The organism is Streptomyces sp. NPDC002817 (assembly GCF_053592055.1).
The window spans coordinates 106,058-132,537 of sequence record NZ_JBSFUY010000024.1 but is presented as its reverse complement, the minus strand read 5'-3'; the positions used below and the strand labels follow the sequence as shown (position 1 = coordinate 132,537).

Here is a 26,480-nt window from a genome sequence, read left to right as displayed (position 1 = left end):
TGCGGGGCGATTGAATGCAGTGGCCATCCTATGGTTTATTGATTCACCGATGGAGATGTATAGGGTGGTTCAATCCATCAGTGGGGAGTGAGTGCCGCGTGTCCGTCGAGTCCGTCAGCGCCCAGGGCTTCGCGCAGCAGAGCCTGGCCGTCCTTCAGCAGATCACCGAGTCCGCCCGCGCCGACGTGGCCCGCGCCGCGGAACTGATCGCCGACTGCGTACGCGCCGACGGCGTCATCCAGGCCTTCGGTACCGGCCACTCCCAGGCCATGGTCCTCGAAGTCGCGGGCCGGGCGGGCGGGTTGGTGCCCACGAACCGACTGAGCATCGCCGACCTCGTCCTGTACGGCGGTGACGCCCCGTCCGTCCTCGACGACCCGCTCCTGGAGCGGCAGCCGGGCGTGGCAGCGCGGCTGTACGACCTCGCGGCCCCCCGCCCCCAGGACCTCTTCGTGATCATCTCCAACTCCGGCGTGAACAACGTCATCGTCGAGATGGCCCTCCACGCCAAGCAGCAGGGCCACAAGCTGCTGGCCATCACCTCCCTCTCCCACACCCATGCCGTCCCGGCCGGCCACTCCAGCGGCAAGAAGCTGGTCGACCTCGCCGACGTGGCCCTCGACAACGCGGCCCCGCGAGGGGACGCGCTGCTGGAGCTGCCGGGCGGGGGTGCGGTGTGCGCGTTGTCGACGCTCACCGGGGTGATGCTGGTGCAGATGGCGGTGGCGGAGGCGTCGGCTGTGCTGCTTGCCGCCGGTGAGCGGCCGCCGGTGTATGTCTCGGCCAATGTGCCGGGGGGCTTCGAGGGGAACCTGGAGCTGGAGAAGCGGTATGCGGGGCGAATCCGGCGTACGGCGAGCTGAAGAAGGTCGCGGGGGAACTGCGGGCCGGTGAGGGCTGGTCGCGCAGTTCCCCCGCGCCCCTGGGTGGGGAAGCGAGCCGCTACTTCGCCGGTACCGGAGTCAGGGTCACGGCCAGCGGATATGCGCCGGTCGTGAGTGGTGCCCCCGGGGCCCCGGTTGCTGTGTCGACCGGCACCAGTTTGTTTCCGTCGGCCGTCGTGACGTACGCCGTGCTGCCGCTCCAGTCCAGGCCCACGTCGAAGGCCGACCTGCCGACCGTGACCTTGGTGCCCGGGGCGCCGGTCACCGTGTCGACGGGCGTGACGTAGTCCCCGGTGCTGGGGCTGACCCACAGCGTCCGGCCGTCCGGAGACAGGCCGAGCCCGTACGCCTGGCCGGTGACCAGGAGGGTCGGCTCGGTGTCGTTCGTCGCCGTGTCGATCGGGGTCACCGTCGAGCCGCCGGAGTTGGACACGTAGACCGTCCTGCCGTCGGGTGCGGCGACGACGTTGAAGGGCCTCGGGCCCACGGGGATCGCGGTACCCGCCTTCGCGGTGGCGAGGTCGACCGGGCTGACCGTGTTGTCGTGGATGTTGGCCACGTACAGGGTCGTGCCGTCCGGGGTGATCGCCATGTTCTCGGGACCGTCGCCCACCGCGACCGGCGTACCCGCCACCAGGGTCGAGGTGTTCACCGGCTGGACCGTCCCGTCCGTGTAGTTGGCCACCCACAGCGTCCCGCCGTCCGGCGTGAGCGCGAGCCCGGCGGGAACGCGGCCCACGGCGACCGTGCCGGTGACCGAGCCGTTCGCCACGTCGATGACGCTGACGGTGTTCGAGCCTTGGTTGGCGGCGTAGGCGGTACGGCCGTCGGCGCTCACCACGACCTCGCCGGGGTTGGCGCCCACGGCGATGTCCTTGGTCGCACCGGAACCCAGATCGATGGAACTCACGGACGCGCCACTGAAGTTGGCGGTCAGGGCCGTCAGCGGACCGGTCTTCTCGGTGACCTGCACCGGGATCGCCCGGTCGAGGATGCCCGTACCCGACACCACGACCGAGTGGACGCCCTCGGTGACTCCGGTCAGCGTGACGGTGGCCGAGGCGCTGCCCCCGGCCGGGACCGTCACAGTGCCCTCGGCCGGCGAGGCGGTGACGCCGTCCGGAACGTCCAGTTTCCAGGTGACCGTGCGGGCTTCCTTGTCCGAGAGGTCGAGCGTCACCGTCTCGGAGGCGCCCGGCTTCAGGGAGAGCGAGCGCGGGGAGAAGGCGGCGTCGACGCCCGGGTCGGGGGCGTTCTCCAACATCGTCGTATAGAGGAACTGGTCCATCACACCCGGCGAGACCTGCTCGGGTATGGCGTCCAACTCCTTGCGGGCGTCCCGCAGTCCGGCCCAGTACTTCGACACCGCCTCCGCGTCGCCCCGCTTGTGGGCGAGCAGCAGGTCCACGGCCGTCCGCCCCGCGCTCCCGTACCGGCCGAGCTTGTCCAGCCAGGCGGACGTCTCGTCGAGGAACCCCGGATTGTCGAGGCGGGCGCGCAGCTCGGCGGGTGTGGCGGCCATGTCGGTGAAGTACGAGCGCAGCGCGGCGGCGGCCCGGTCGAGCCCGCGGTCCTGCTCGTACGCCGTGCGGAAGTCGGCGATGAGTTCGGTCAGGGTGGGGGATTCGGTCGGGTCGAGCTGGGAGGAGTAGTTGTTCTCGGCGAAGATCCGCAGCCATGTGGCGGCGCCGGGACCCGCGAGGTCGCGGACCGAGGCGAGGAAGGCGGCCCGGGGGTCGTAGGAGTCCGGGTTCCAGAGGTAGGCGGCCGAGGTGAACAGCGCGAGCCTGCTCGCCTCGCCCTGGACCATCGGGTTGGCGGTGACGCCGGTCGCCGCCTCGGCCACGCCGGCCTCCCGTCCCGTGTACGGGCCGAGCAGGAGGCGGCTGGTGACGTAGTCGTTGACCGGGTAGTTGTCCCAGATCAGGATCGGATGGCCGAACACCTCACGGGCCTGGGCGACCTGCGCGGCGGTGATGGTCGGCGCGATCACTCCCACGCCGGTCCACTCGACGACCACGGACGGGTCCAGCTTCTCGCGCAGGGCCGTCTTGTAGGGGGAGTCGGCGAGGTCTGAGTACTCGGTGGGGACCATTTCCAGGGGGTCGAGGCCGGTGTGGCCGGCCGAGAAGGACTCCCACACCTTGTTGAGGAGATGCGCCTGGGCCGTGCCCGCCGCTCCTCCGCCCGTTCCGAACTCCTGCTCGTCGGCGGCGCAGTTCCACTCGGTGTAGCTGATGTCGTCCAGCGGGACCGCGAAGGACCGCACACCGATCGCGTACAGCGAGTCGAACTTGTGGGTGAGGGCCGCGATGTCGGACTCGGACGAGTAGCAGACGGACAGGCCGGGGGAGAGCGCGTAGGTGAAGCGGACGTGGTTGGCGGCGGCGCGGTCGACCAGTTCCTTGAGCCGGGCCAGTTCCGCGGACGGGTACTCGTCCCGCCACCGGGCGCGCAGATAGGGGTCGTCCTTGGGGGAGTAGACGTACACGTTCTGCTTGGTGCGGCCGTAGAAGTCGAGCTGGCTCAGGCGCTCGGCATGCGTCCAGGGAGTGCCGTAGAAGCCCTCGATGACTCCGCGCAGCGCGGTGGTGGGCCAGTCGCGGATCCTGGTCCCGGGCAACTTGCCCGAGGTGCCGAGGAGCTGGCGCAGGGTCTGGGCGGCGTAGAAGGTGCCGGTCGCGTCGGATCCGGAGAGGGCGAGAAGGGTACGGCCGTCCCGGCGCCCGGACGCCAGGGCGTAGCCGCCGGAAGGGAGGCCGGCCGGGGACCGGGCGCCCAGGCGTTTCAGTGCGGCGGCGGTGCCGGGGCCGTCGAGGTAGACCGTGAAGGCGGCCGACGCGGGCGGCTTGTCGACCGTCACGATCCGGTCGGCGCCGGCCTCGCGCAGGGCGGACTCGACGACCCTGCGGGCCGAGGCGTCCGTGTCCGGGCCGACGACCTCCACGACCCGGTCGGGGACCGTGAACCGGTCGGGGCCGGTCCGCATGCTCTGGGGTTTCGGCCAGACCTCGGGGGTGTGCTGCCGGGGTGCGGCCGACGCCGGTGACAGGGACGGGGTGGTGAGACCGGCGGCCATCAGCAGCACGGCGGCCACCCCCGCCGATCTCCTGGAGAGTCTCGAACGCAAGGTGAATTCATCCACCGGCGGAGTCTATTGATGCTGATTGAATCATTCAATGGTGCCGCTGTCGGCAATCTTGACGGGCGGGATGTTACCGGTAACATTTCCTGTCGTGCTCCGAGAAACCCGTGTAGTCGAAGCCCCGGTGTTCAGCCCGGCCGCCGTCGTCGCCTCGTGCGTCGGCTTCGTTCTGATCGGTGCGCTCCAGGCTCTCTACGGGCCCGCCATCCCCGCCTTCCGTGAGGAGTTCGGGCTGTCCCCGTCGGCCGCCGGGCTGGGGCTGAGCGCGCACTTCGTGGGTGGGGTGGCCGGGGTGCTGCTCTTCGACCGGTGGTTCGGGCGGATCGGCAACCGGCGGATCCTCGGCGCCTCGTACCTCCTGATGGCCGTCGGCGCGGCGGGCTTCGCACTCGCCCCCGACTGGCCGATCGCGCTCGCCGCCGCCCTGCTGGCCGGGCTCGGCTTCGGCGGTATCGACTACGGGCTCAACCAGCTGTTCGCCGTCGGCTTCGGGCATCGATCGACGGCGATGCTCAACATCCTCAACGCCCACTTCGGTATCGGCGCGATCCTCGGCCCGGCCGTGATCGGCGCGGTCGGCGCCGAGCACTACCCGGCCGTCTTCCTCGCCTTCGCGCTGGTCGACCTGCCGCTGCTGTGGTGCCTGAAGGGCGTACGGGACAAGGCGCCGCAGCCGTCCGACACGGTCCCCGAATCCGGTGGGGTCCTCGGCCGCAGCCTCGGCTCGGTGCTCGCCGTGTTCGTCGCGCTGTACGTCCTGCACGTCGGCATCGAGGCCGGCGTCGGCGGCTGGGAGCCCACCCACCTGGAGACCGTCGGCTACGGCGCCGGGGTCGCCGCCACCGCCACCTCCGTGTACTGGCTGATGATGACCGTGGGCCGGTTCCTGGTCGCGCCCCTCGCACTGCGCTTCTCGGCGCAGACGATCATCACGGTCTCGTGCGCCGGAATGACGGTCTGTCTCCTGCTCGCGTCCATCAGCGAGTTGGCGCCCTACGCCTATGCCGGCGTCGGTCTGTTCATCGCGCCGATCTTCCCCACCGGACTGCCCTGGCTCCACAAGGCCGCCCCGCAGGCCCGGCGGGCCGGAGCCCTGGTCATCGCGGCCTCGATGGCCGGCGGAGTGGTGGCCGGACCGGCACTCGGCAAGGTCATCGAGTGGTCCGACATCAAGGCCGTACCGCTGCTACTCGGAGGGGTCTCGGCGCTGTGCCTGGCCGCGACCCTCTGGCTGATCCGCAGTACTCCATCCCGCTCGCACTGAAGGGGAACACCCGCATGCCCGCACTGACGACGACGTCCGACGGTTTCCAGCTCCACGGCAAGCCGTTCCGCATCCTCTCCGGCGCCATGCACTACTTCCGCGTCCACCCCGACCAGTGGGCCGACCGGCTGCGCAAGGCCCGGCTGATGGGCCTCAACACCGTCGAGACCTATGTGCCGTGGAACTTCCACCAGCCCGATCCGGAGGGCGAGCTGGTCCTGGACGGCCTCCTCGACCTGCCCCGCTATCTGAGTCTCGCCAAGGCCGAGGGGCTGCACGTCCTGCTCCGCCCCGGCCCGTTCATCTGCGCCGAGTGGGACGGCGGCGGTCTGCCCGGCTGGCTCACCTCGGACCCGGACATCCGGCTGCGCAGCTCCGACCCCCGCTTCACCGGTGCCGTCGACCGCTACCTCGACCTGCTGCTGCCTCCGCTGCTGCCCCACATGGCCGAGGCGGGCGGTCCCGTCATCGCCGTGCAGGTGGAGAACGAGTACGGCGCCTACGGCGACGACAGCGCCTACCTGAAACACCTCGAACAGGCCTTCCGGAACAGGGGTGTCGAGGAGTTCCTCTTCACCTGCGACCAGGCCGACCCCGAGCACCTGGCCGCCGGCAGCCTCCCCGGGGTCCTGGCCGCCGGCACCTTCGGCGGGCGGATCGACGCGGCGCTGGACCAGTACCGTGCGCACCGGCCCGAAGACCCGCTGATGTGCGCGGAGTTCTGGATCGGCTGGTTCGACCACTGGGGCGGCCCGCACCACACCCGGGACGCGGCCGACGCCGCCGCCGACCTGGACCGGCTGCTCTCCGCGGGCGCCTCCGTCAACATCTACATGTTCCACGGCGGCACCAACTTCGGCTTCAGCAACGGCGCCAACCACAAGCACGCCTACGAGCCCACCGTCACGTCCTACGACTACGACGCCCCGCTCACCGAGTCCGGCGACCCCGGCCCCAAGTACCACGCCTTCCGCGAGGTCATCGCCCGCCACGCACCCGTCCCCGACGAACCGGTCCCGGCCCCCGGCGCCAAACTCCCGCCCACCACCGTCGAGTTGACCCGTAGCGCCGCACTGCTCCCGCACGCCGGCACCCTCGCCGCCCCGCTGCGCACCGAAGACCCCGCGATGATGGACGAGTTGGGCCTCAGCTCCGGATACGCGCTCTACCGGACCACCGTCCCCACGGCCGGCCAGGGCCTGCTGCACTTCGCGGGCGGCGTCGGCGACCGCGCTCAGGTCTTCCTGGACGGCGCCCCCGTCGGCGTACTCGAACGCCGCCACCACGACGAGGCCCTGCCCGTCGTCGTGCCCCGCCCCGGCGCCACGCTGGACGTGCTCGTGGAGAACATGGGCGGCGTCAACTACGGCCCCCGCATCGGCGCCCCCAAGGGCCTGCTCGGTCCGGTCTCCTTCAACGGCACCGTCCTGCGCGCCTGGGACAACCACCCGCTGCCCCTGACCGACCTCACGGCCGTGCCCTTCACCGCGTCGGACGCCACCACGGACGCCGTACCCGCCTTCCACCGCGGCACTTTCGAGGTGACGGACCCGGCCGACGCCTTCCTCGCCCTGCCCGGCTGGACCAAGGGCCAGGCCTGGGTCAACGGCTTCCACCTCGGCCGCTACTGGAACCGCGGTCCCCAGCACACCCTGTACGTGCCCGCCCCGGTCCTGCGCCCCGGCACCAACGAACTGGTCCTGTTCGAACTGCACGCCACCACCGGCACGACCGCCCGTCTCACCGACACCCCCGACCTCGGCCCGGAGAACTTCTGATGCCGCACCGCCTGCGCGTTCCCGCTCCCTCCGGGCCCCCGCTCACCGGGCATCTCCCCTTCGCCGACGCGCCGGGCGTGCCCGACCCGATCGCGGTCACCAGCCGCTACCTCACCCGCGGCGGCCGTCCCTGGTTCCCGGTCTCCGGAGAGTTCCACCACACCCGCTACCCGGCCGGGGAGTGGGAGGAGGAACTCCTCAAGATGAAGGCCGGCGGTGTCACCGTCGTCGCCGGCTACGTCATCTGGATCCACCACGAGGAGATCGAGGGCCGCGTCCGCTTCGACGGCGACCGCGACCTGCGCCGCTTCGCCGAACTCTGCGCCCGCCACGGCCTGGACTTCATCCCCCGTATCGGCCCCTGGGTGCACGCCGAGGTCCGCAACGGCGGCCTGCCGGACTGGGTGTCGGCCCGCGACTGCGTGCCGCGTACCGACGACCCGGTCTATCTGGAGGCGGTGGGCGCTTGGTTCCAGGCCGTCGCCGAGCAGCTGCGGGGTCTCGACCGGGCGAACGGCGGCCCGATCGTCGCCGTCCAGATCGAGAACGAGCTCTACGACCAGCCCGGCCATCTGCTCACCCTCAAGCGCATGGCCCAGGAGGCCGGCCTGAGTGCCCCGCTGTGGACGTCGACCGCCTGGGGAGGCGTCCAACTCCCGCCCGACGAACTGCTTCCGCTGTACGGCGGCTACACCGAGACCTTCTGGACCGAGGCCGGCGGCGGCTGGCCCGACACCTGCCGCAAGCACTTCTTCTTCACCCACCAGCGCGATGACGAGGGCATCGGATCCGACCTGCGCCCGGTGCACGTCCGCGGCAGTGCCCCGGACGCCAGTGCGGACCGATTCCCCTGGGCCACCTGCGAGTTGGGCGGCGGCATGGCCGTCTCCTACCACCGGCGCCCGCGCGTGGACGCCGCCGACATCGCCGCGCTCGGGCTCACCAAGATCGGGTGCGGCTCGGTGTGGCAGGGCTACTACATGTTCCACGGCGGCACGAATCCCGCGGGCGAACTGACCTCCCTCCAGGAGTCCCACGCCACCGGCTACCCGAACGACCTGCCCCTCCTGACGTACGACTTCCAGGCACCGCTCGGCGAGTACGGGCAGTACCGGGCCACGTACGACGAACTCCGGCTACAGCACCTGCTGTTGGCCGACTTCGGGCATCTGGTCGCGCCGATGGAGTCGGTGCTGCCCTCGACGCGGCCGCGGGGGCAGGACGACCGGGACACCTTGCGCTGGGCCGTGCGCGGTGACGGCGGTTCGGGATTCCTGTTCGTCAACAACCACCAGCCCCACGAACCGTTGCCGGATCATCCGGGAACGTCCTTCACGGTGGAGTTCTCCGAGGGCGGCTCGGTGAGCCTCCCGAGCGCTCCCGTGACCGTCCCGTCGGGGGCCACCTTCTGCTGGCCGCTGCGGCTCGACGTGGCCGGGCTGCGCGTGGAGTGGGCGACGGCGCAGCCGGTGTGCACGGTCCAGGACGGCGGTCGGACCGTGCTGGTGCTCGCCGCGGTGGCGGGGATCGCACCCGAACTGGCCCTGGACGAGGGCGCCGTGGGCTCGCTGAGCACGCCGTCCGGGGAGGTCGCGTACACCGGCGGCCGGGTACTGGTCACCGGGCTGCGGCCCGGCACCGATGCCCTGGTCGAGGTGGAGACGGCGGCCGGTGGCCGCGTCGGGCTGCTGGTGCTGGACGCGGCCACGGCACGGACCGCCTACCGGGGGGAGGTGTGGGGTGCCGAGCGGCTGGTGCTGGCCGACGGCGGTGTGGTCTTCGACCGGGGTGAGGTACGGCTGCACAGCACCGTGGAGCGGCCCTCGTTCGCGGTGTTCCCCGCGCCGCCCGTCCGGAAGGGGGTGCCGGACGGGGTGTTCACCCGGTACACCTTGCCGCCGAACGGCACCGGTGCCGGTGAAGCGTCGGTCACGCTCCTCAGGCCCGCGGGTCCCGCGCCCGAGCCCGCCACGGGGGTGCAGGGGCGGGCCAGTGCGCCGGCCGACAAGTACTTCGACACGGCAGCCGCCGAGTACCGGGTCGACCTGCCGGAGGATCTGCCGCCGGGGACGCTGCTGCGTATCCACTGGACCGGGGACGTGGGGCGCGCCTACGTGGGGGACACCCTTGTCGCCGACCAGTTCTTCTCGGGGCGGGTGTGGGACATCGGGCTGGACCGGATCCCGGCGGGGGCGCTGCGGCTGCGGGTGCTTCCTGGATTCGAGGGCGCCGATGTGTACGTTCCGCCGGAGGCCGGGGACGGCTGGGGGAGGGCGGACATCGAGCGGGTGGAGCTGGTGACCGTTCGCCGTAGGGCTGTGGGGTGACGTGTCGGCTGCGGGTGCGTGGGGGCTGGTCGCGCCCACGCGGCGGAGCCGCGAATTGATACAGCCCCGCGCCCCTGGCGGCGTCGGGTTGGGCCCGCGACCTATGCTGGGGCCCACCCAGCCCCCGAAGAGATGCTGAGGAAGCACCCGCGATGAGCCCTCGCGCCGCCGACGCTCCCGCCCCCAAGGGGCGCAGTCGTCGCAACTTCGCGGGCTCGCGGCCGGTCATGGATGACGTGGCGCGGCTGGCCGGGGTGTCCAAGCAGACCGTTTCGCGGGTGCTGAACGACAACCCGGCCGTCCGGCCCGAGACGCGTGAGGCCGTGCAGGCCGCCATGCGGAGTCTCGGGTACCGGCCAAGCCGCAGTGCGCGGTCATTGGCCAGCGGGCGGACGCGGATGCTCGGGGTCATCTCCTTCGACGCCGCCCGCTACGGGCCGGCCAGCACCCTGACCGCCATCAACACCGCCGCCCAGAAGGCCGGGTACCTGCTCAGCTCCATGGCCCTGGACGACACCGCCGATCACGCCACGGTCGCCGAGGCCGTGGACCGGCTGTCGGCCGAGGGGGCGGACGGCGTCATCGCCATCGCGCCGCAGCACCGGGTGGGGCAGGCACTGGCCGACACCCACCTCGACACCCCGCTGGTGGTCCTGGAGAACGAGACCAGGGGCGGCACCCAGCTGGTCACCGCCGACTCCCGCAACGGCGCCCGCAAGGCCGTCGAGCACCTGCTGCGCCTCGGACACCCCACCGTGTGGCACATCGCCGGGCCCACCGGCTGGACCTCCGCCGACCAGCGCCTCATCAGCTGGCAGGACACCCTGAGGGCGGCGGGCGCCGAGGTCCCCGAACTGCTCATCGGCGACTGGAGCGCGGAGTCCGGCTACGAACTGGGCCGACGGCTGGCCCGGCGCCCGGACGTCACCGCCGTGTTCGCCTCCAACGACCAGATGGCCCTCGGTCTGCTGCACGCCCTCCACGAGGCGGGGCGCCGGGTCCCCGAGGACGTGAGCGTCGTCGGGTACGACGACATCCCCGAGGCGGCCCATCTGCTGCCGCCGCTCACCACGGTGCGCACCGACTTCGCCGCGATCGGCAGGCGGTCGCTGCGGCTCCTGCTGGACCGGATCGACGGGCGGACCGAGGAGCGGGTCGAGCCGCTGATCCCCGTCGACGTCATCGTCCGCCAGAGCTGCGGTCGGCCGCCGCGGGGCTGACCGCCCGCCTCCACCCCGTCTCTCCCTCCTTCTTGTCTCTCCTTTCCTTGCGCGTGGTCATTTTGTGACTGGCATATGAAAATGAGTATCGATAGCGTGTGTCGCGTCGAGCCGGTGGTCATCGAGGGGGCGGGACCGATTGAAGACGTGGCATGAGGTACGGAGTCTTCCGTTCGCGGTGCGGCTCCTGCTGGTCAACCAGCTCGGTGTCAACACCGGTTTCTACCTCCTCGTCCCCTACCTCGCCACCCACCTCGGCGAGAACCTGGGCATGTCGGCGGCCGTCGTCGGCGTCGTCCTCGGGGTGCGCAACCTCAGCCAGCAGGGCCTGTTCCTCATCGGCGGCTCGGCCTCCGACCGGCTCGGCGCACGCGGCGTGATCATCGCCGGCTGCGCCCTGCGGACGGTCGGGTTCGCGCTGTTCGCGCTCGGCGACGGGCTGGCGGTGCTGCTCGCGGCGTCCGTGCTCAGCGGGGTCGCGGGGGCGCTGTTCAACCCGGCGGTGCGGGCGTATCTCGCGCACGAGGCAGGGGAGCGGAAGGCGGAGACGTTCGCGCTGTTCAACGTCTTCGCGACCACCGGTGCGCTGATCGGTCCGCTGCTGGGCAGCGTGCTGCTGCTGGTCGGCTTCCGTGCGTCCGCGCTCACCGCCGCCGGCATCTTCGCCGTGCTCACCGTGGCACAGGCCGCCGTCCTGCCCGCGCGGAAGGTCGAACCGGCGGGCGGCAGCGTACTCGCGGACTGGCGTGAAGTCGTCGGCAACCGGGCCTTCCTGGCCTTCGCCTTCGCCATGGTCGGCATGTTCACCCTGGAGAACCAGCTCTATCTGCTGCTGCCCGCCGGGGCGCGTGCGGCGACCGGCTGGGACGGCGCGGCGGGCCTCGTCCTCCTCGTCGGCACCCTGGCCGGTCTCGCACTGCAACTGCGGATCACGCGGACCCTCAAGTCCCGTGGCTCCAGAGGACGTTGGATCGCGGCCGGGCTCGCCGTGACGGGGCTGGCATTCCTGCCGCAGGCTGTCATGCCGGGTCTCGGGTCCGTCCTGGCAGGCGCGCTGCTGCTCTCTCTCGGGCTCATGATCGCCTCCCCGTTCGTGATGGAGCTGATCCCCCGCTTCGGCCGACCCGAGCTGACCGGTACGTACTTCGGGATCTTCTACGTCGTCTCGGGCGTCGCCGCCGCCCTCGGCAACACCGCCGTCGGCTGGGCCATGGACGCCGGGGAGCGCGGCGGCCACGCCTGGCTGCCGTGGGCGTGCTGCGCTCTGTTCGGACTGACCTCGGCGGGCGGGCTGGCGTGGCTGAACCGGCGCGGGACACTGCCGGCCCCCGCGGCGCCCGAGCGGGAGAAGAGCAACGCGTGACCGGCCGCTCCCCGCTCGACACCATCCGCTGACACCACATCTGAAGGACAGTCATGTACGACGAACGTTTTCCCGGCCTGCGCCGACGCGGCTTCCTCGCCGCCACCTCGGGCGCCGCCGCCCTCGCCCTCGTGGGCTGCGGAAGCGGCGCCGACGACAAGACGGACAGCGGCAGCGGAGGCACGCCCAGACGCGGCGGACGACTGCGCGCCGCGTTCGCCGGCGGGGGTGCGAGCGAGACCCTCGACCCGCACCTGGCCAATCTGTTCGCCGACGTCGCCCGCGCCAAGGCTCTCTACGACAAGCTCGCCGACTACGGCGCCGACCTCTCCGCCCGACCCCGCCTCGCCACCGAGTGGGAGTCCAACAAGACCCTGGACCGCTGGCAGGTCACCCTCCGCGAAGCCACCTTCCACGACGGCAGCCCGGTCACCGCCAAGGACGTCCTCCACAGCTACCGCCGCATAGCCGACCCGAAGCAGACCTTCCGCGCCAAGGCGTCCCTGGAACCCATCGACCTCGACGCGAGCCGCGCCACGTCGGAGCGCGGCGTCGAGTTCGTGCTCAAGCGGCCCACCGCCGAATTCCCCAACATCCTGGCCGCGTTCGGCGCGTACATCGTCCCCGAGAACGCCACCGACTTCGACACGAAGCCGGTCGGCTCCGGCCCCTTCCGCTTCGTCTCCTTCGCCCCGGGCCGCTCCGCCGTCTTCCGCCGCCACGACGGCTACTGGGACGGCGCCCCGCACCTCGACGAGCTCGAGTTCGTCGTCGCCAACGAGGAGTCCGCCCGCGTCAACGCCCTGCTCGGCGGCCAGGTCGAGTACGCCCACGAGCTCAACCCCACCACCGCCCGCGCCCACGAGGGCAAGGGCCAGATCGAGATCGTGCGGCTGCGCAACAGCGCCATGCAGGCGTTCTGCATGAAGACCGACCGGGCGCCCTTCGACGACAAGCGGGTGCGCGAGGCGTTCTTCCTCATCGCCGACCGCAAGGAACTCGTCGACGGCGCACTGTCGGGAGCGGGCGTGGTCGGCAACGACCTGTTCGGCAAGGGCTACGAGTACTACGCCGCCGATCTGCCCCAGCGCGAGCAGGACCTCGACAAGGCCCGCGCCCTGCTGAAGAAGGCCGGCGCCGAGAAGCTCAAGGTCAGCCTCGACACCTCGGCCGTCGCCGCCGGGTTCACCGAGGCCGCCAGCATCTTCCGTGACCAGGCCGCCAAGGCGGGCGTCACCGTCGACGTGAAGATGGGCAGCAAGGACTCCTACTGGAGCGACATCCTCGACTCCGGCACCCTGTCCTGCTACCGCTCCGGCGCGATGCCCATCGAGGCCCACATCTCGCAGCGGCTGCTCACGGACTCCACCACCAACGCCACCAAGTGGCGGCACAAGGACTTCGACGCGCTGTACGAGCAGGCGCAGTCCACCCGCGACAAGGCCGAACGGGCCGCCGTCTACGAGCGGATGCAGCGCCGGCTGTACACCGAGGGCGGCTTCCTCATCTGGGGGTTCGCCGACTGGATCATCGGAACGGGCCGCACGGTGAAGGGAGTGGAGACCAAGGCGCCCGCCAACACCCTCGACTGGGCGCGCTTCGACAAGGTGTGGCTCGCGTGACGGGACTCCGTTCCTTCGTCGCCCGGCGGCTGCTGCTCGGCGTGGCGCAGACCGTGGCCGTCGTGCTGCTGGTCTTCGCGCTCACCGAGGCGCTGCCGGGCGACGCGGCGGTGGCCCTCGCGGGCGACCAGCCCGACCCGGCGCGCATCGCCGCCATCCGCGAGGCGATGGACCTGGACCGGCCGGCGTACGAACGTCTGGCGGACTGGGCTACGGGCCTGCTGCACGGCGACTTCGGTGTCTCCCTGGCCTCCGGCCGCCCGGTCACGCAGTACATCGGCGACGGCTTCGGCCCGACCCTGCTGCTGGCCGCGCTCACGCTCGCCCTCCTCGTCCCGGTCGGCTTCGGCCTCGGCGTCCTCGCCGCCCACCACGAGGGACGGCTCGTCGACCGGCTGGTCAGCTCGGTGACCCTCGCGGTGTACGCCGTCCCCGAGTTCGCCCTCGGGGTCCTCCTGGTGACGGTCCTCGCGCTGAAGCTGGCCTGGCTGCCGCCGACCGCGCTGGGCTACGGCACCGACCTGCTCGCCCATCCGGCCGCGCTGGTCCTCCCGGTCCTCGTCCTCCTCTCCCGCCCGGTGTGTTCCCTGTCCCGCCTGGTGCGGGCCGGCATGGTCGACGCCCTCGCCTCCCCCTACGCCGCCCACGCCCGCCGCTACGGCGTCTCCGGCGCCCGCGTCCGCTATCTCCACGCCCTGCCCAACGCGTCGGCCCCGGCGGTCCAGCAACTCGCCCGTACCGTCGACTGGTTGCTGTGCGGGGTGATCGTGGTCGAGGCGCTCTTCGTGATCCCGGGACTCGGGACGGTCCTGCTGAACGCCGTCGCCGAGCGCGATGTGCCGGTTGTGCAGGGGCTGGCGGTGGTGTTCGGGGTGCTGACGGTCGTACTCAATCTGGGGGCCGATCTGGTGGCCCATCGGCTCACCCCGAGAGCGGCGGTGGCGGCGTGAGACGCGGTCGCTTCGCACTGGGCCTGGCGATCCTCGCCGTACCCCTCGTACTCGCCCTGCTCGGCCCCCTCTTCGTCGGCGACCCCGGACCCCGCGCCCCCTCCTTCACCCTCGGCGACGGCCACTGGCTCGGCACCGACTTCGTGGGACGGGACGTGTGGCAGCAGGTGCTGCACGGCGGACGCACGGTCGTCGTCACCGCCCTCGCCGCGACCGCGCTCGCCTATCTGGTCGCCGTACCGGTCGGACTCGTCAGCGCGCTCACCCACCTCCGCCGGCTGGAGGAGCTGCTGATGCGGCCGCTGGACGTGCTGCTCGCCGTACCGTCGCTGCTGCTGATCCTGCTCGTGGCCTCGGTGTTCTCGCCCGGTGCCGTCGGACTCGCGCTGCTCGTCGCGCTCGTCAACGTGCCCGACGCGGCGCGGATCGTGCGGGCCGCGGCGGGGGAGGCGGCGGCGCGGCCCGCGGTCGAGGCGCTGCGGATGCAGGGGGAGACGTGGTGGCGCATCGCCGTCGGGTACGTCGGCCGCTCCGCCCTGCGCACCCTCGCCGCCGACGCCGGGATCCGGCTGACCGGCGTGCTCTACCTGGTGTCCACGGCCGCGTTCCTCGGTGTCGGCGTCGCGCCGGACGCCGCCGACTGGGCGGTCATGGTCGACCGCAACCGCACCGGCCTGTTCGTGCAGCCGTGGGCCGTGGTCGTGCCCGCGCTGCTGATCGTGGCCCTGACGACGGGCGTCAACCTGCTCTTCGACGCCGCGCTGGAGAAGAAGGGCAGGCGTTCGTGAGCGACATCGTCGCCGAGATCCGTGAGCTGCGCGTCGAGATCGACGGCCGCGCCGTCGTCGACGGGGTGAACCTGCGGGTGCGGCCCGGGAAGGTCACCGCGCTCGTCGGCGCCTCCGGCAGCGGCAAGACCACGACCGGGCTGGCGCTGCTGGGGGAGTATCCGGCCGGAGCACGCGTCTCGGGCGACGTACGGCTGACCGCGGACGGCCCGGTGGGATACGTTCCGCAGCATCCCGCGGCCGTCCTCAACCCCGCCCGCCGCGTCGGCGCGCTGCTGTACGACATCGCCCGCGCCCAGGTCCGGCACCTGCCCAGGGCCGAACGCCGCCCGGCGGCCCGCGAGCGCGTCCTGCGGGCGCTGTCCGACGCCCAACTCCCGGACCCGGAAGCCCTCTTGCGGCGGCATCCGCATCAGCTCTCCGGCGGTCAGCAGCAGCGGGTCGTCCTCGCCCAGGCCCTGCTCCTGGGCGCCCGGGTCGTCGTCGCCGACGAACCCACCACCGGGCAGGACGCCCTCACCAAGAGCCGTGTCGTCGAGCAGCTCGCGGCGGTCGCCGCGCGCGGTGTCGCGGTCGTGCTGCTCAGCCATGACCTCGACGTCGTGCGCGCCCTCGCCGACGAGGTCCTCGTCATGCGTGAGGGCCGGGTCGTGGAGTCGGGGCCCGTCGAGCGACTGTGGCGCGCTCCCCGGCACGCGTGGACGCGGCGGCTCCTCGACGAGCGACGGGTCCCCGTCCGGGACGCCGTGGACGGGCGGCCCGTCCTGGAGGTCCGGGACCTCACCGCCGTACACGGCACCACCACGGTGCTGCGCGCCCCGGAGCTCACGCTGCGTGCGGGCGAGTGCCTTGCCGTCGTGGGCCGTTCCGGCAGCGGCAAGACCACCCTCGCCCGCTGTCTGGCGGGCCTGCACCGCGACTTCGCGGGCGAGGTACTGCTCGACGGTTCGGCCCTGCCGCGCAGCCTGCGCCGCCGTGGCCGGGGGCAGTTGGCGGCCGTGCAGTACGTCTTCCAGGACGCCCGTGCCGCCTTCGACGAGCACCGGCCCGTGCTGGACCAGGTAGCCCGCACCGCCGTCCGGCTGCGGGGCAGCGGCGAACGGGAGGCGCGGGAGGAGGCTCTTCGGGCTCTCGTGGACCTCGGGCTCCCGGAAGGACTCGCGGGTCGGCGCCCCGGCGAGCTCTCCGGAGGCGAACTCCAGCGCGCGGCCTTGGCGCGCGCCCTTCTCGCACGGCCCCGGGTGCTGATCTGCGACGAGATCACCTCCGGGCTCGACACGGTCAGCCGCCGTGGCCTCCTGGACCTTCTCGTGGGCCTCGTCCGGGACGGCGGCGACGACGACCTCTCCCTCGTCCTCATCACCCATGACCTGGACACCGCGCGCCTCGCCGACCGCATCGCCGTCCTGGACGCGGGGGCGCTCGTCGAACAGGGTTCGGCCCGGCGGGTCCTGGCCGAACCGCGGCACCCCTTCACCGTCGATCTCGTGGAGGCGACGACCCGATGGGGGGTCGAGTCCCGCCTCTGATCGAACGCGAAGGGGCGCGGTCGAACATGTGGATGAAAGGTGCCTCCGGGGCACTTCGGGACTTTGTTGTGATCGGTATCACAAAGGGTCTAGGGTGACAAACGACTGGGAGGACTCCGCGCCGGGGGGCGAGCCGAACGGCGGCGCGCCACCGGGCCCGTCTCCGGGTAGGGAAGTGATCCTGTTGTCCGTCGCCTGGGACGACATCGGTGGGCTCGTCGATGCCCACGAACGATTTCTGGCCGGTGCCCGAGTGGACGCGGACGTCCGGGGCTCCGTGCTCGACTCCTGGAAACGGTGCAGGTCCGTAGGGCTGGAACCGGACCGCCTCCAGGTCCCCTACGCGCCGGACCTCACCCTGGACGACCCGTTCCTGCACGCGGCCGAGCCGGTCCTGAAGAACCTCGCCACCTCGCTCTCCGAGGCCGGCATGACCATCGCGCTGTGCGACGGAGAAGGCCGCATGGTCCAGCGGCTCGGCGGCGGACGACAGCTGTGCGACCGCCTCGACGAGGTGAACTTCGCCCCCGGCTTCGACGCGTCCGAACGGTTCGTGGGCACCAACGGCGTCGGCACCGCGCTCGCCGAACGCAACCCCGTCTACGTCGTCGGCCGTGAGCACTTCGCCGACTGTCTCCAGCCTTTCGCCTGCGCCGGCGCGCCCGTCCGCAACCCGCTCAGCGGACGCATCGAGGCCGTCCTCGACCTCACCTGTCTGCGCGACGAGGGCGACCCCGCCATGCTGCGGCTGGTCCGTGAGGCCGCCCACGCCATCGAGGCGCGGATGCTGGAGGTGGCCACGGAACGCGAGCGGGCGCTCCTCGCCGCGTACCGGCGGGCCACCGCCCGGGCGTCGACACAGTGGCAGCAGCCGGGGCGCCCGGACGGGGACGAACTCGGCCCCGTCGACCGGGCCGTGCTGCGCGAGAAGGCCGAGGAACTCCTCGCCTCCCCGCACCGCACCCTCGACGAGGTGACCCTCTCCGGCGGCCGCACCGCCACCCTGCTGCGCCGTCAGGTCCAAGGCGCAGCGGGCGAGACGGGCGTCGTCGTCGAGGCCCGCATCGTGGGCAGCCCGCACGTGCGCCAGGTCTGCCTCAGCGCACCGGCCGCCCCGGTCACCCCGACCCGGGCCCTCCCGCAGGCGATCGTTCCACCCGGGCCGGCGCCGGCCCCCTCCCCGGCACCGGCCCGACCCGCGGTGAGATCCGCCGGGCTGCGGACGGTCGTACCGACACCTGCCGTGGTGGAGACCAGGGCGTCCGCCGCGACGGACTCGGTTGTCGGCGTGGAGCCGGACGCGGCCGTGGGCGTCGCTGCCCGGACGCCTGTCCGGCCCGGGACGCCCGTCGGCACCGAGCGCGGTAGCGACGCCGCCGGTACGGACGCTCCGGGTATCGACGCCCGGCTCCTTCTCCTCGGTGAGCCCGGTGTCGGACGGCTGGCCCTGCTCGCGCGCCGGCGGCTGGAGTTCCTGCACGACGCGGGCGTGCGGATCGGTACCACCCTCGACGTCACCCGTACCGCGGAGGAACTCGCGGAGGTGACCGTCCCCCGGTTCGCCGACTTCGTCGCCGTGGACCTGCCGGACGGGGTGCTGCTCGGCGAGGAGCCGGGGCCGCTCGGCGCGGACACCCCGCTGCGGCGGGTCGCCCTGGGCGCCGTACATGAGGAATCGCATCTGCACCCGGTCGGCGACCTCGTGCGGTACGCCCCGTCCGCACCGCAGGCCCGCGGTCTGGAGGCCCGGCAGTCGATGCTCGAACCCGTGCTGGCCGCCGCCGGGGGCTGGCTCGCCCACGATCCGGCCAGGGGCGAGCGGATCCTCGCGGCCGGCATCCACTCCCTGGTCACGGTGCCGCTGCGGGCCCGCGGCGAGACCCTCGGCCTGGTCAGCTTCTACCGCGCCGAGAAGGCCGCCCCCTTCGAGGACGACGACCTCTCCCTCGCCCAGGAACTGGCCGGCCGCGCGGCGATCTGCATCGACAACGCCCGCCGCTACACCCGCGAGCACAACACCGCGCTCGCCCTACAGCGCAGCCTGCTGCCGCGGGGCCGGTCAGAGCAGAGCGCCGTCGAGGTCGCCTACCGCTATCTGCCGGCCCAGGCCGGCGTCGGAGGCGACTGGTTCGACGTCATCCCGCTCTCCGGCGCGCGGGTCGCGCTCGTGGTCGGGGACGTCGTGGGCCATGGACTGCACGCGGCCGCCACGATGGGCCGGCTGCGCACCGCCGTCCACAACTTCTGCTCCCTCGACCTGCCGCCCGACGACCTCCTCACCCACCTCGACGACCTCGTCGGCCGCCTCGACCGGGGCGAGGGCTGGGCGGCGGAGAACAGTCCGGACTCCGGGATCGTCGGGGCGACCTGTCTCTACGCCGTCTACGACCCGGTGTCCCGGCGCTGCACCCTGGCTCGCGCCGGGCACCCGCTGCCCGCGGTCGTCGACCCCGACGGCACGGTGACCTTCGTCGACCTGCCGTCCGCCCCGCCGCTCGGACTCGGCGGGATGCCCTTCGAGACCGTCGAGCTGGAGCTGGCGGAGGGCAGCCAACTGGTGCTCTACACCGACGGGTTGATCGAGGACCGGCACCGGGACATCGACGCCGGCCTGAAGCGGCTGGGCGCCGTCCTCGCCCAGGCCGGGCGGCCGCCGGAGGAGACCTGCGAGGCGGTCCTGGACGCGCTGCTGCCGGCCCGGCCGAGCGACGACGTGGCCCTGCTGGTGGCCCGTACGCATGCCCTGGACTCCGACCGGGTCGCCCAGTGGGACGTGCCCAGCGACCCGGCGGCCGTCTCCCGCTTCCGCGCGGCGGTCACCGAACAGCTCGCCGCCTGGGGCCTGGAGGAGCTGTCGTTCACCGTCGAACTCGTCGCCAGCGAACTGGTCACCAACGCCATCCGGCACGCCACCGGCCCGGTCCAGCTCCGGCTGCTCCGCGACCGCGCCCTGATCTGCGAGGTCTCCGACGGCAGCAGCACCTCCCCGCGACTGCGCCGTGCGAAGAACGAGGACGAGGGCGGCCGCGGCCTGTTCCTCGTCGCCCAGCTCACCGAGCGGTGGGGGACGCGGTACACCCCCGAGGGGAAGATCATCTGGACGGAGCTGCCGTTGCCGTGACGGACCCGGTCACGGCCGGTCGAGCTCGAACCAGACGACCTTGCCGGTGCTCAGCCGGGACGCTCCCCAGCGCCGGGCCACCCTGTTCACCAGGTACAGGCCCCGCCCGCCCTCGTCCGTGGCCCGAGCCTGCCCGAGCACCGGGAGCCGGGGCTCGTCGTCGGTGACCTCGCAGCGCAGGACGTGGGTGCGCAGCAGCCGCACGGTGATGGGCCGGGACGCGTACCGCACGGCATTGGTCACGACCTCGCTGACCAGCAGTTCCGCGGAGTCGCTCAGCTCCTCCAGCCCCCAGCGGGACAGGGTGCGCCGGACCAGCCGGCGGGCCCGGCCGGGTGTCGCCTCCGACGGTTCCAGGAACCAGTACGCCACGTCGCTCGGCGCGATCCCCTCGAAGCGGGCGGCGAGCAGCGCGATGTCGTCGTCCCGGTCGCCCGGCCCGAGCATGTCGAGCACCTCGTCGCACAGCTCCTCCAGCGGCGGCGGACGCTCGGGGCCGGTCAGCCGCGCGGTCGCGGCGAGCTTCTCGCGCAGCTGCTCGATACCGGTCCACACGTCCCGCAGGCGTGACTCGACGAGCCCGTCCGTGTAGAGGAGCAGGGTGGCGTCGGCCGGTGCGTCCAGCTCCACGGCTTCGAAGGCGACGCCGCCGACTCCGATGGGGGCGCCCGGAGGCACCCGCAGCACCTCGGTGCGGCCGCCCAGGTGCACCAGGATGGGCGGGGGGTGGCCGGCGTTGGCGATGGTGATGCGGTGCGCGACGGGATCGTAGACGGCGTAGAGGCAGGTCGCCATGCGGTCGGCGCCCAGCCGCTGGGCCTGTTCGTCGAGGTGGTGCAGCACTTCCTGCGGCGGCATGTCGAGACCGGCGAGCGTCTGGGCCGTCGTGCGCAGCTGGCCCATGACCGCGGCCGACGTCATGGAGTGCCCCATGACATCGCCGACGACCAGCGCCACGCGGCTGCCCGGCAGGGGGATCGCGTCGTACCAGTCGCCGCCGACGCGGGCGGTCTCGGCGGCCGGGAGGTAGCGGGACGCCAGCCGGACGCCGGTCGGGCGGGGCAGGGTCTCGGGGAGCATGGCGCGCTGGAGTTCGTCGGCGATGTAGGCCTCACGGCCGTACAGGGCCGCCTTGTCGATGCCGAGGGCGCTGTGGGTGGCGAGCTGGGCGGCGAGCAGGAGGTCGTCCTGTTCGAAGGCGGGGCGTTCGGGGCTGCGCAGGAAGAGGGCGGCGCCGATGACGCGGCGGCGGCCGCGCAGGGGAGCGAGGATGGCGTGCTGTCCGTCGGGGGCGATCGACTCGCTGCCCTTGCCGAGGAGTTCGGGCAGGGCGGCCTGGGCCGCCGGAGAGTCCGTGAAGACGGGGCGTACGCCTCGCAGCACCTCGGCGAGCGCGCCACCGCCCGGCACGGTGCAGCGCTCGGCGACGAGCTCGTCCAGCGCGGGTGGCTTCGGCCGCGGTTCGTCCACGGACCGCAGACCGTCTTCTTCGTGCGGGATCCGGTCGGTCCGGTGCAGTCGCAGGACGAGCGGTTCGACGGGACGTTCGTCGCCGACCGGCAGCGGTTCGCGCAGGTAGACCAGGATCGCGTCCGAGAAGGTCGGCACGCTGGCCCGGCACAGCCCGATCACGATCTCGTCCAGGTCGATGCCGCGCGCGATCCGGCGGGTCGCCGCACCGGCGAAGCGGAGCCGGTCGCCCTCGCGGCGCATGGGCGTGGGGGTGGTCGTGGAGGTCGGGGACGAGGGGAGCGGCTTGTGCGTCCGGGCGGCGGGGGGTGGTGAGGCGGCCGTCGGGGGTGGGTCGGCCGGAGCCTCGCTCACGCCGAGTGCGACCTGCGCCGAGAGCCGGCCGACCGTCAGGACGTCGTCGGTGTCGAAGGCCTCGCGCTCGGGGCGGCGGAGGAACACGGCCGCGCCGAGCACGCCCCGCGCGTCGGACAGGGGGGAGAGGAGGACGCGATGCCCCTCCGGCAGACCGGGAGTCGGGCCCAGCAGTTCGCGCAGTGCCGGGTCGATCGCGGGGGAGGTCCGGCTCAACGTCTCACCCGCACGCAGGACTTCGGCCAGGACACCGGAGTGCGCCACCGCGGCCAGAGCCGGCACCGGAGCGCCGATCGCGCCGGCCAGGTCCTGTCCGCCTTCCAGGAACCGGCTTGCGGTCAGATGGAGTTGGTCGGGGACCGTTTCCGGCTCGTACGAGGGGTCGGGGCAGGGCGCGAGGTAGACGAGAACCGCGTCCGCGAAGTGCTCCACGCCCACCGCACAGAGTTCGTGGACGACCTCCGCACGGTCCTCGGCGCGGGCGATGCGACGAACTGCCATGGCAAGCAAACGTTGGGGATCGGACCGCATCGCCTCTCCGCGCAGGTGACCACGGGGGTTGCCTCCCAGGGCACGGACTCCACAGTCCGGCGACTGCCATCCTGGGGGAGCCCGGAAGATCTGTCCAGCCGTTCATGGAGAGCCGGGCCTGCCAACTTGGCTTCCGCAAACGCGACTTGCCCGTCCGGTGACATTTCACCGCCCGCGGGCCCGGCCCTGTCCGTTCAGCCGTCCGCCGGGCCGCCCCGCCCCAGCGGCAGCGACACCGTGAACACCGTCCGGCCCGGCTCGCTGCCCACCTCCACCGTGCCGCCGTGGGCCCACACCAGGGCGCGGGCCACCGCCAGACCCAGGCCACTGCCGCCGCGGTCGCGACTGCGGGCCTTGTCGACGCGGTAGAAGCGGTCGAAGACCTTCTCCTGGTCGGCGGGCGGAATGCCGGGGCCCGCGTCCGTCACACGGACCAGGGCCCGGGCGGAGACGACCGTGACCGCCACCGACACCGGGGTGCCGGCCGGGGTGTGCACGGCCGCGTTGGTGAGGAGGTTGTCCAGGACCTGGCGGATGCGGTGCGGGTCCAGCCGCAGCACCAATGACTCCGGGCCCTCCGTCAGCGTCAACGGGCGGTCCGGGTGCGCGGCGCGGAAGGCGTCGGCCGCGTCGTGGACCAGGTCCACCAGGTTTGTGTCCCTGGGCCGCAGCGGGGTGTCCACCTCGGCGGCGTCGAGACGGGCGAGCATCAGCAGGTCGTCCAGCAGGACACCCATCCGGGCCGCCTCCGCGCGCAGCCTCGCCAGATGCCGGTCCCGTTCCTCGGGCGCGTTCGCGGCGGCGTACTGGAAGAGGTCCGCATAGCCCCGTACGGACATCAAAGGCGTACGGAGCTCGTGCGAGGCGTCCGCGACGAACCGGCGCAGCCGCTGCTCGGCCTCCGCGCGCACCGCGAGCGAGTCGTCGATGTGCTCCAGCATCGTGTTGAACGCGGTGCGCAGCTCCTCGACCTCCGGGCCGCCGCCCTTGCGGTCCGCGCGCAGCGGCAGCCGGGCCTCCGGGTCGGTGAGGTTGTGCGAGGAGATGCCGTGCGCGGTGTGCGCCATGTCGCTCAGCGGCTTCAGACCCTTGCGCAGCACCTTCCGTCCGAACAGCACCAGCGCCAGCAGCGCGAGACCGAACGTGACGACCTGGATCGTGATCAGCTGCCCCACGGTCTCGTCGATCTCGTCCATGGGCGCCGCGCTGACCAGGACCACACCGGGCTCGACCTCACACGCGCGCAGCCGGTAGTCGCCCGCGCCCCTGAGGTGCTCGGTGCTCACCACCTCGGTGCCGGAGGCGGTCTGCGCCTGCGCCAGGGACGTGAAGTCGTCGACGTCCTTCGGCAGGTCGGTGGCGTCCTCGGGGGTACGGAGCTCGGCGGTGCCGTCCTTCACGTCGTACACGGCGTAGTACCAGCGGTAGTACTTCTTGCCCGCCAGCGAGCCGTTGTCCACGATGCTCTTGGACTGGGCGACCTGGGCGATCTGGAGCTGCTCGTTGAGCTGGGCCGACAGATAGTCCCGCATGTACGTGGTCAGCGCGGTGCCCACGACACCGAACACCAGCAGCGCCAGCACGCCCAGGCCCAGCGCCAGCCGGGTGCCGAGCCGGAGCCTGCGATACGCCTGGCGGAACCGCCGGATCACTCGGCCGCCTGCCGGATCACATAGCCGAAGCCCCGGACGGTGTGGATCAGCGGATCACCCGTGTCGTCCAGCTTGCGGCGCAGCCGGCTGACGACCAGCTCGACGACGTTGGAACGGCCGCCGAAGCCGTACTCCCACACATGGTCGAGGATCTGCGCCTTGGTGAGCACGGTCGGTGACTTGCGCATGAGATAGCGCAGCACCTCGTACTCGGTCGGGGTGAGCGTGAGCAGTTTGTCGCCGCGGCGCACCTCGCGGGTGTCCTCGTCCATCGTCAGATCGGCCACCCGCAGCACCGACCGCTGGAAGCCGGGCCCCGCGGAGCGCCGCAGCACGGTCCGCAGCCGGGCCATCAGCTCCTCCACCGCGAACGGCTTCACCAGGTAGTCGTCGCCGCCCCGGGTCAGCCCCGCCACCCGGTCGGCGACCGCGTCCCGGGCGGTGAGGAACACCACGGGCACCATCGTGCCCGAGCTGCGAAGCCGCTCCAGGACGCCGAAGCCGTCGATGTCGGGCAGCATGAGATCGAGGACCACGATGTCCGGACGGAACGACGCGGCACGGCTCAGCGCCTCCTCTCCGGAGTTCGCCGTCACCGCGTCCCAGCCCTCGTAACGGGCGACGGTCGCCACGAGGTCGGCGATGGGCGGGTCGTCGTCCACGACGAGGAGGCGTACTTTTTCCACCCGTTCATAGTGCGTCACGCGGGCCCGGACTCCAGAGCCGATGCCGCCTCGCGGCCAGATCGATAACCACTTGAAAGTTGTACGACAGTAAATCGACAGGTCACTCAAGCGAAGCTCGATTACCCAGGCCCCGATCAAGGAGCTCCGTCCGTGACGACGACCGTCAAACCGCCCACCGCGCCCCCCACGGCGATACGGCCCAAAGTGGTGGCCCGCACGGGCCTGTACGCCGTGATCGCCGCGAACGTGGCCGTGGTCGCCCTCTTCTTCGCCCAGGCCGGCTTCGCCTCCAACGCACTGATCGTGATCGGCCGGCTCGCCGGTCTCTACGGCGCCCTGTTCATGGCCTTCCAGCTGCTCCTGGTGGCCCGGCTGCCCTGGCTCGACCGCCGTATCGGCATGGACCGGCTGACCTCCTGGCACCGCTGGACCGGCTTCGGCATCCTGTGGACGCTGCTCGCGCACCTCGTCTTCATCGCCTTCGGCTACGCCGAGGGCACCGAGGTGGGCCCGATCGGCACGGTCGTCGACCTCGCCGAGACCACCGAGGGCGTGCTCCGCGCGATCACCGCCTTCGCGATCATCCTCGTGGTGGGCTGTGTCTCGGCCCGCTACGCCCGCCGCCGGCTGGCCTACGAGACCTGGCACTTCATCCACCTGTACACCTACATCGCGGTGCTGCTGGCCTTCACCCACCAGGTCGCGGTCGGTACGACGTTCACCTCGTCGAACGCCGCGAAGACGTACTGGTACGGACTGTGGACCGTCGCCCTCGGCTCGGTGGTCCTGGGCCGGATGGTGCTGCCGCTGTGGCGCAACCTGCGCCACCAGTTCCGTATTCAGGCCGTCGTCCCCGAGTCCGACAACGTCGTCTCGATCTACGTCACCGGCCGTGACCTGGACAAGCTGCCCGCCCAGGCCGGCCAGTTCTTCCTGTGGCGCTTCCTGACCAAGGACCGCTGGTGGCAGGCGAACCCCTTCTCCCTGTCGGCGGCCCCCGACGGCCGCACCCTGCGGCTCACCGCGAAGGTCGCCGGTGACGGCACCGCCGCCCTGCGCCACCTGAAGCCCGGCACGCGCGTCTTCGCCGAGGGCCCCTACGGCGCCTTCACCGCGCTGCACCGCACCCGCCCCGAGGCCGTCCTCATCGCCGGCGGCGTCGGCGTCACCCCGATCCGGGCCCTCCTGGAGGAGCTGCACGGCCACGCGGTCGTCATCTACCGCGTCGCCACCGACCGGGACGCCGTCCTCTACGAGGAGCTGCGCGAGCTCGCCCACGCCAAGGGCGCCGAGCTGCACCTGGTGACCGGCCCGCCGGTGCCCGACAAGCTGGCCCCGGCCGAGCTGCTCCGGCTGGTCCCCGACATCACCGACCGGGACGTCTTCCTGTGCGGACCGCCCCCGATGATGAACGCCGTGCTCGGCAGCCTCCGCGCGCTGGACGTGCCCAAGGCGCAGACCCACTTCGAGCGCTTCAGCCTGGCGGGATGAGGAAGAGATCGTGAAGCGAGCCATACCTGTAGTCGTCCTCAGCATCGCGGGCCTGGTCCCCATCTGGCGCTACGAGCCGTCCATCGGCGGCACCACGTCCACCACGGAGGCGGCCTCGACGCCGTCGGCGTCCTCCTCGTCATCGGGGTCGGGTTCGTCGTCGGGCACCGTCGTCAAGGGCACGACGGTCACCACCGAGAAGGGCCCTGTGCAGGTGCAGGTGACCTTCGAGGGCGACAAGATCTCCGCGGTGAAGATGCTCCAGCAGCCGAACCATCCGCAGACGACGGCGGCCGTGCCGAAGC

Annotated in this window: 17 protein-coding genes; 13 read left to right on the top strand and 4 right to left on the bottom strand. The window is 72.2% G+C overall.

The features are described 5' to 3' along the window. The first annotated feature begins 98 nt into the window (after positions 1-98). A complete protein-coding gene (locus tag ACWD3I_RS34480) occupies positions 99-863 on the top strand; it encodes an SIS domain-containing protein (RefSeq protein WP_365404014.1) in 765 nt (254 codons plus the stop codon). 79 nt (positions 864-942) lie between these two features. On the opposite strand, the gene ACWD3I_RS34475 is transcribed toward ACWD3I_RS34480, so the two are convergent. After that, on the bottom strand, positions 943-4,029 hold the full coding sequence (locus tag ACWD3I_RS34475; protein ID WP_451084262.1) for a beta-N-acetylglucosaminidase domain-containing protein: 3,087 nt from the start codon (positions 4,027-4,029) through the stop codon (positions 943-945). 67 nt (positions 4,030-4,096) lie between these two features. Between ACWD3I_RS34475 and ACWD3I_RS34470 the strand changes: the two genes are divergently transcribed. The 10 genes from ACWD3I_RS34470 to ACWD3I_RS34425 all read left to right on the top strand — a co-directional run bounded on the left by ACWD3I_RS34470 (position 4,097) and on the right by ACWD3I_RS34425 (position 19,991). Continuing rightward, positions 4,097-5,293, top strand: coding sequence for an MFS transporter (locus tag ACWD3I_RS34470; RefSeq protein WP_451084261.1), 1,197 nt, complete (start codon positions 4,097-4,099; stop codon positions 5,291-5,293). 14 nt (positions 5,294-5,307) lie between these two features. Then, on the top strand, positions 5,308-7,071 hold the full coding sequence (locus ACWD3I_RS34465; RefSeq protein WP_365404020.1) for a glycoside hydrolase family 35 protein: 1,764 nt from the start codon (positions 5,308-5,310) through the stop codon (positions 7,069-7,071). Further along, positions 7,071-9,398 (top strand): beta-galactosidase, encoded by a 2,328-nt coding sequence (locus ACWD3I_RS34460; protein ID WP_365404023.1) that lies wholly within the window; start codon positions 7,071-7,073, stop codon positions 9,396-9,398. The genes ACWD3I_RS34465 and ACWD3I_RS34460 overlap by 1 nt, the downstream gene beginning before the upstream one ends. Positions 9,399-9,550: 152 nt before the next feature. Then, a complete protein-coding gene (locus ACWD3I_RS34455; RefSeq protein WP_365404026.1) occupies positions 9,551-10,618 on the top strand; it encodes a LacI family DNA-binding transcriptional regulator in 1,068 nt (355 codons plus the stop codon). A gap of 139 nt (positions 10,619-10,757) precedes the next feature. Next, positions 10,758-11,981 (top strand): MFS transporter, encoded by a 1,224-nt coding sequence (locus tag ACWD3I_RS34450; RefSeq protein ID WP_365404029.1) that lies wholly within the window; start codon positions 10,758-10,760, stop codon positions 11,979-11,981. A 53-nt stretch (positions 11,982-12,034) separates the two neighbouring features. After that, the gene (locus ACWD3I_RS34445) at positions 12,035-13,603 is read left to right on the top strand and encodes an ABC transporter substrate-binding protein (protein WP_365404032.1); all 1,569 of its coding nucleotides are present in this window, start codon (positions 12,035-12,037) and stop codon (positions 13,601-13,603) included. Then, positions 13,600-14,553, top strand: coding sequence for an ABC transporter permease (locus tag ACWD3I_RS34440; RefSeq protein WP_365404035.1), 954 nt, complete (start codon positions 13,600-13,602; stop codon positions 14,551-14,553). The genes ACWD3I_RS34445 and ACWD3I_RS34440 overlap by 4 nt, the downstream gene beginning before the upstream one ends. Continuing rightward, positions 14,550-15,341: an ABC transporter permease gene (locus ACWD3I_RS34435; RefSeq protein ID WP_266886771.1), complete on the top strand. Its 792-nt coding sequence runs from the start codon at positions 14,550-14,552 to the stop codon at positions 15,339-15,341. Before ACWD3I_RS34440 ends, ACWD3I_RS34435 begins: the two co-directional genes overlap by 4 nt. Then, positions 15,338-16,870 carry an ABC transporter ATP-binding protein gene (locus tag ACWD3I_RS34430; RefSeq protein ID WP_365404038.1) on the top strand — a complete coding sequence of 511 codons (1,533 nt, stop codon included), beginning with the start codon at positions 15,338-15,340 and terminating at the stop codon, positions 16,868-16,870. Before ACWD3I_RS34435 ends, ACWD3I_RS34430 begins: the two co-directional genes overlap by 4 nt. Positions 16,871-17,045: 175 nt before the next feature. Further along, positions 17,046-19,991, top strand: coding sequence for a SpoIIE family protein phosphatase (locus ACWD3I_RS34425; RefSeq protein ID WP_365404041.1), 2,946 nt, complete (start codon positions 17,046-17,048; stop codon positions 19,989-19,991). A 9-nt stretch (positions 19,992-20,000) separates the two neighbouring features. Here the strand turns inward: ACWD3I_RS34425 and ACWD3I_RS34420 are convergent, their stop codons facing one another. The 3 genes from ACWD3I_RS34420 to ACWD3I_RS34410 all read right to left on the bottom strand — a co-directional run bounded on the left by ACWD3I_RS34420 (position 20,001) and on the right by ACWD3I_RS34410 (position 24,684). Beyond that, entirely contained in the window at positions 20,001-22,316 is a 2,316-nt protein-coding gene (locus tag ACWD3I_RS34420) for an ATP-binding SpoIIE family protein phosphatase (RefSeq protein WP_365404044.1), read from the bottom strand. A gap of 224 nt (positions 22,317-22,540) precedes the next feature. Further along, positions 22,541-23,998, bottom strand: coding sequence for a sensor histidine kinase (locus ACWD3I_RS34415; RefSeq protein WP_365404047.1), 1,458 nt, complete (start codon positions 23,996-23,998; stop codon positions 22,541-22,543). Continuing rightward, on the bottom strand, positions 23,995-24,684 hold the full coding sequence (locus ACWD3I_RS34410) for a response regulator transcription factor (RefSeq protein ID WP_307024620.1): 690 nt from the start codon (positions 24,682-24,684) through the stop codon (positions 23,995-23,997). Before ACWD3I_RS34410 ends, ACWD3I_RS34415 begins: the two co-directional genes overlap by 4 nt. 150 nt (positions 24,685-24,834) lie before the next feature. Here ACWD3I_RS34410 and ACWD3I_RS34405 point away from each other — a divergent pair, with 150 nt between their 5' ends. Both ACWD3I_RS34405 and ACWD3I_RS34400 read left to right on the top strand, forming a co-directional pair. Then, positions 24,835-26,175 carry a ferredoxin reductase family protein gene (locus ACWD3I_RS34405; protein WP_365404051.1) on the top strand — a complete coding sequence of 447 codons (1,341 nt, stop codon included), beginning with the start codon at positions 24,835-24,837 and terminating at the stop codon, positions 26,173-26,175. A 10-nt stretch (positions 26,176-26,185) separates the two neighbouring features. Further along, the coding region (locus ACWD3I_RS34400) for an FMN-binding protein (protein WP_451084260.1) at positions 26,186-26,480 on the top strand (295 nt) is incomplete at its 3' end.

What these genes read in the sequence shown, in the direction of transcription:
- ACWD3I_RS34470 (WP_451084261.1), top strand. Translation starts at nt 4,097, where the DNA reads ATGTTACCGGTAACATTTCCTGTCGTGCTCCGAGAAACCCGTGTAGTC.
- ACWD3I_RS34465 (WP_365404020.1), top strand. Translation starts at nt 5,308, where the DNA reads ATGCCCGCACTGACGACGACGTCCGACGGTTTCCAGCTCCACGGCAAG.
- ACWD3I_RS34460 (WP_365404023.1), top strand. Translation starts at nt 7,071, where the DNA reads ATGCCGCACCGCCTGCGCGTTCCCGCTCCCTCCGGGCCCCCGCTCACC.
- ACWD3I_RS34455 (WP_365404026.1), top strand. Translation starts at nt 9,551, where the DNA reads ATGAGCCCTCGCGCCGCCGACGCTCCCGCCCCCAAGGGGCGCAGTCGT.
- ACWD3I_RS34445 (WP_365404032.1), top strand. Translation starts at nt 12,035, where the DNA reads ATGTACGACGAACGTTTTCCCGGCCTGCGCCGACGCGGCTTCCTCGCC.
- ACWD3I_RS34420 (WP_365404044.1), bottom strand. Translation starts at nt 22,316, where the DNA reads ATGGCAGTTCGTCGCATCGCCCGCGCCGAGGACCGTGCGGAGGTCGTC.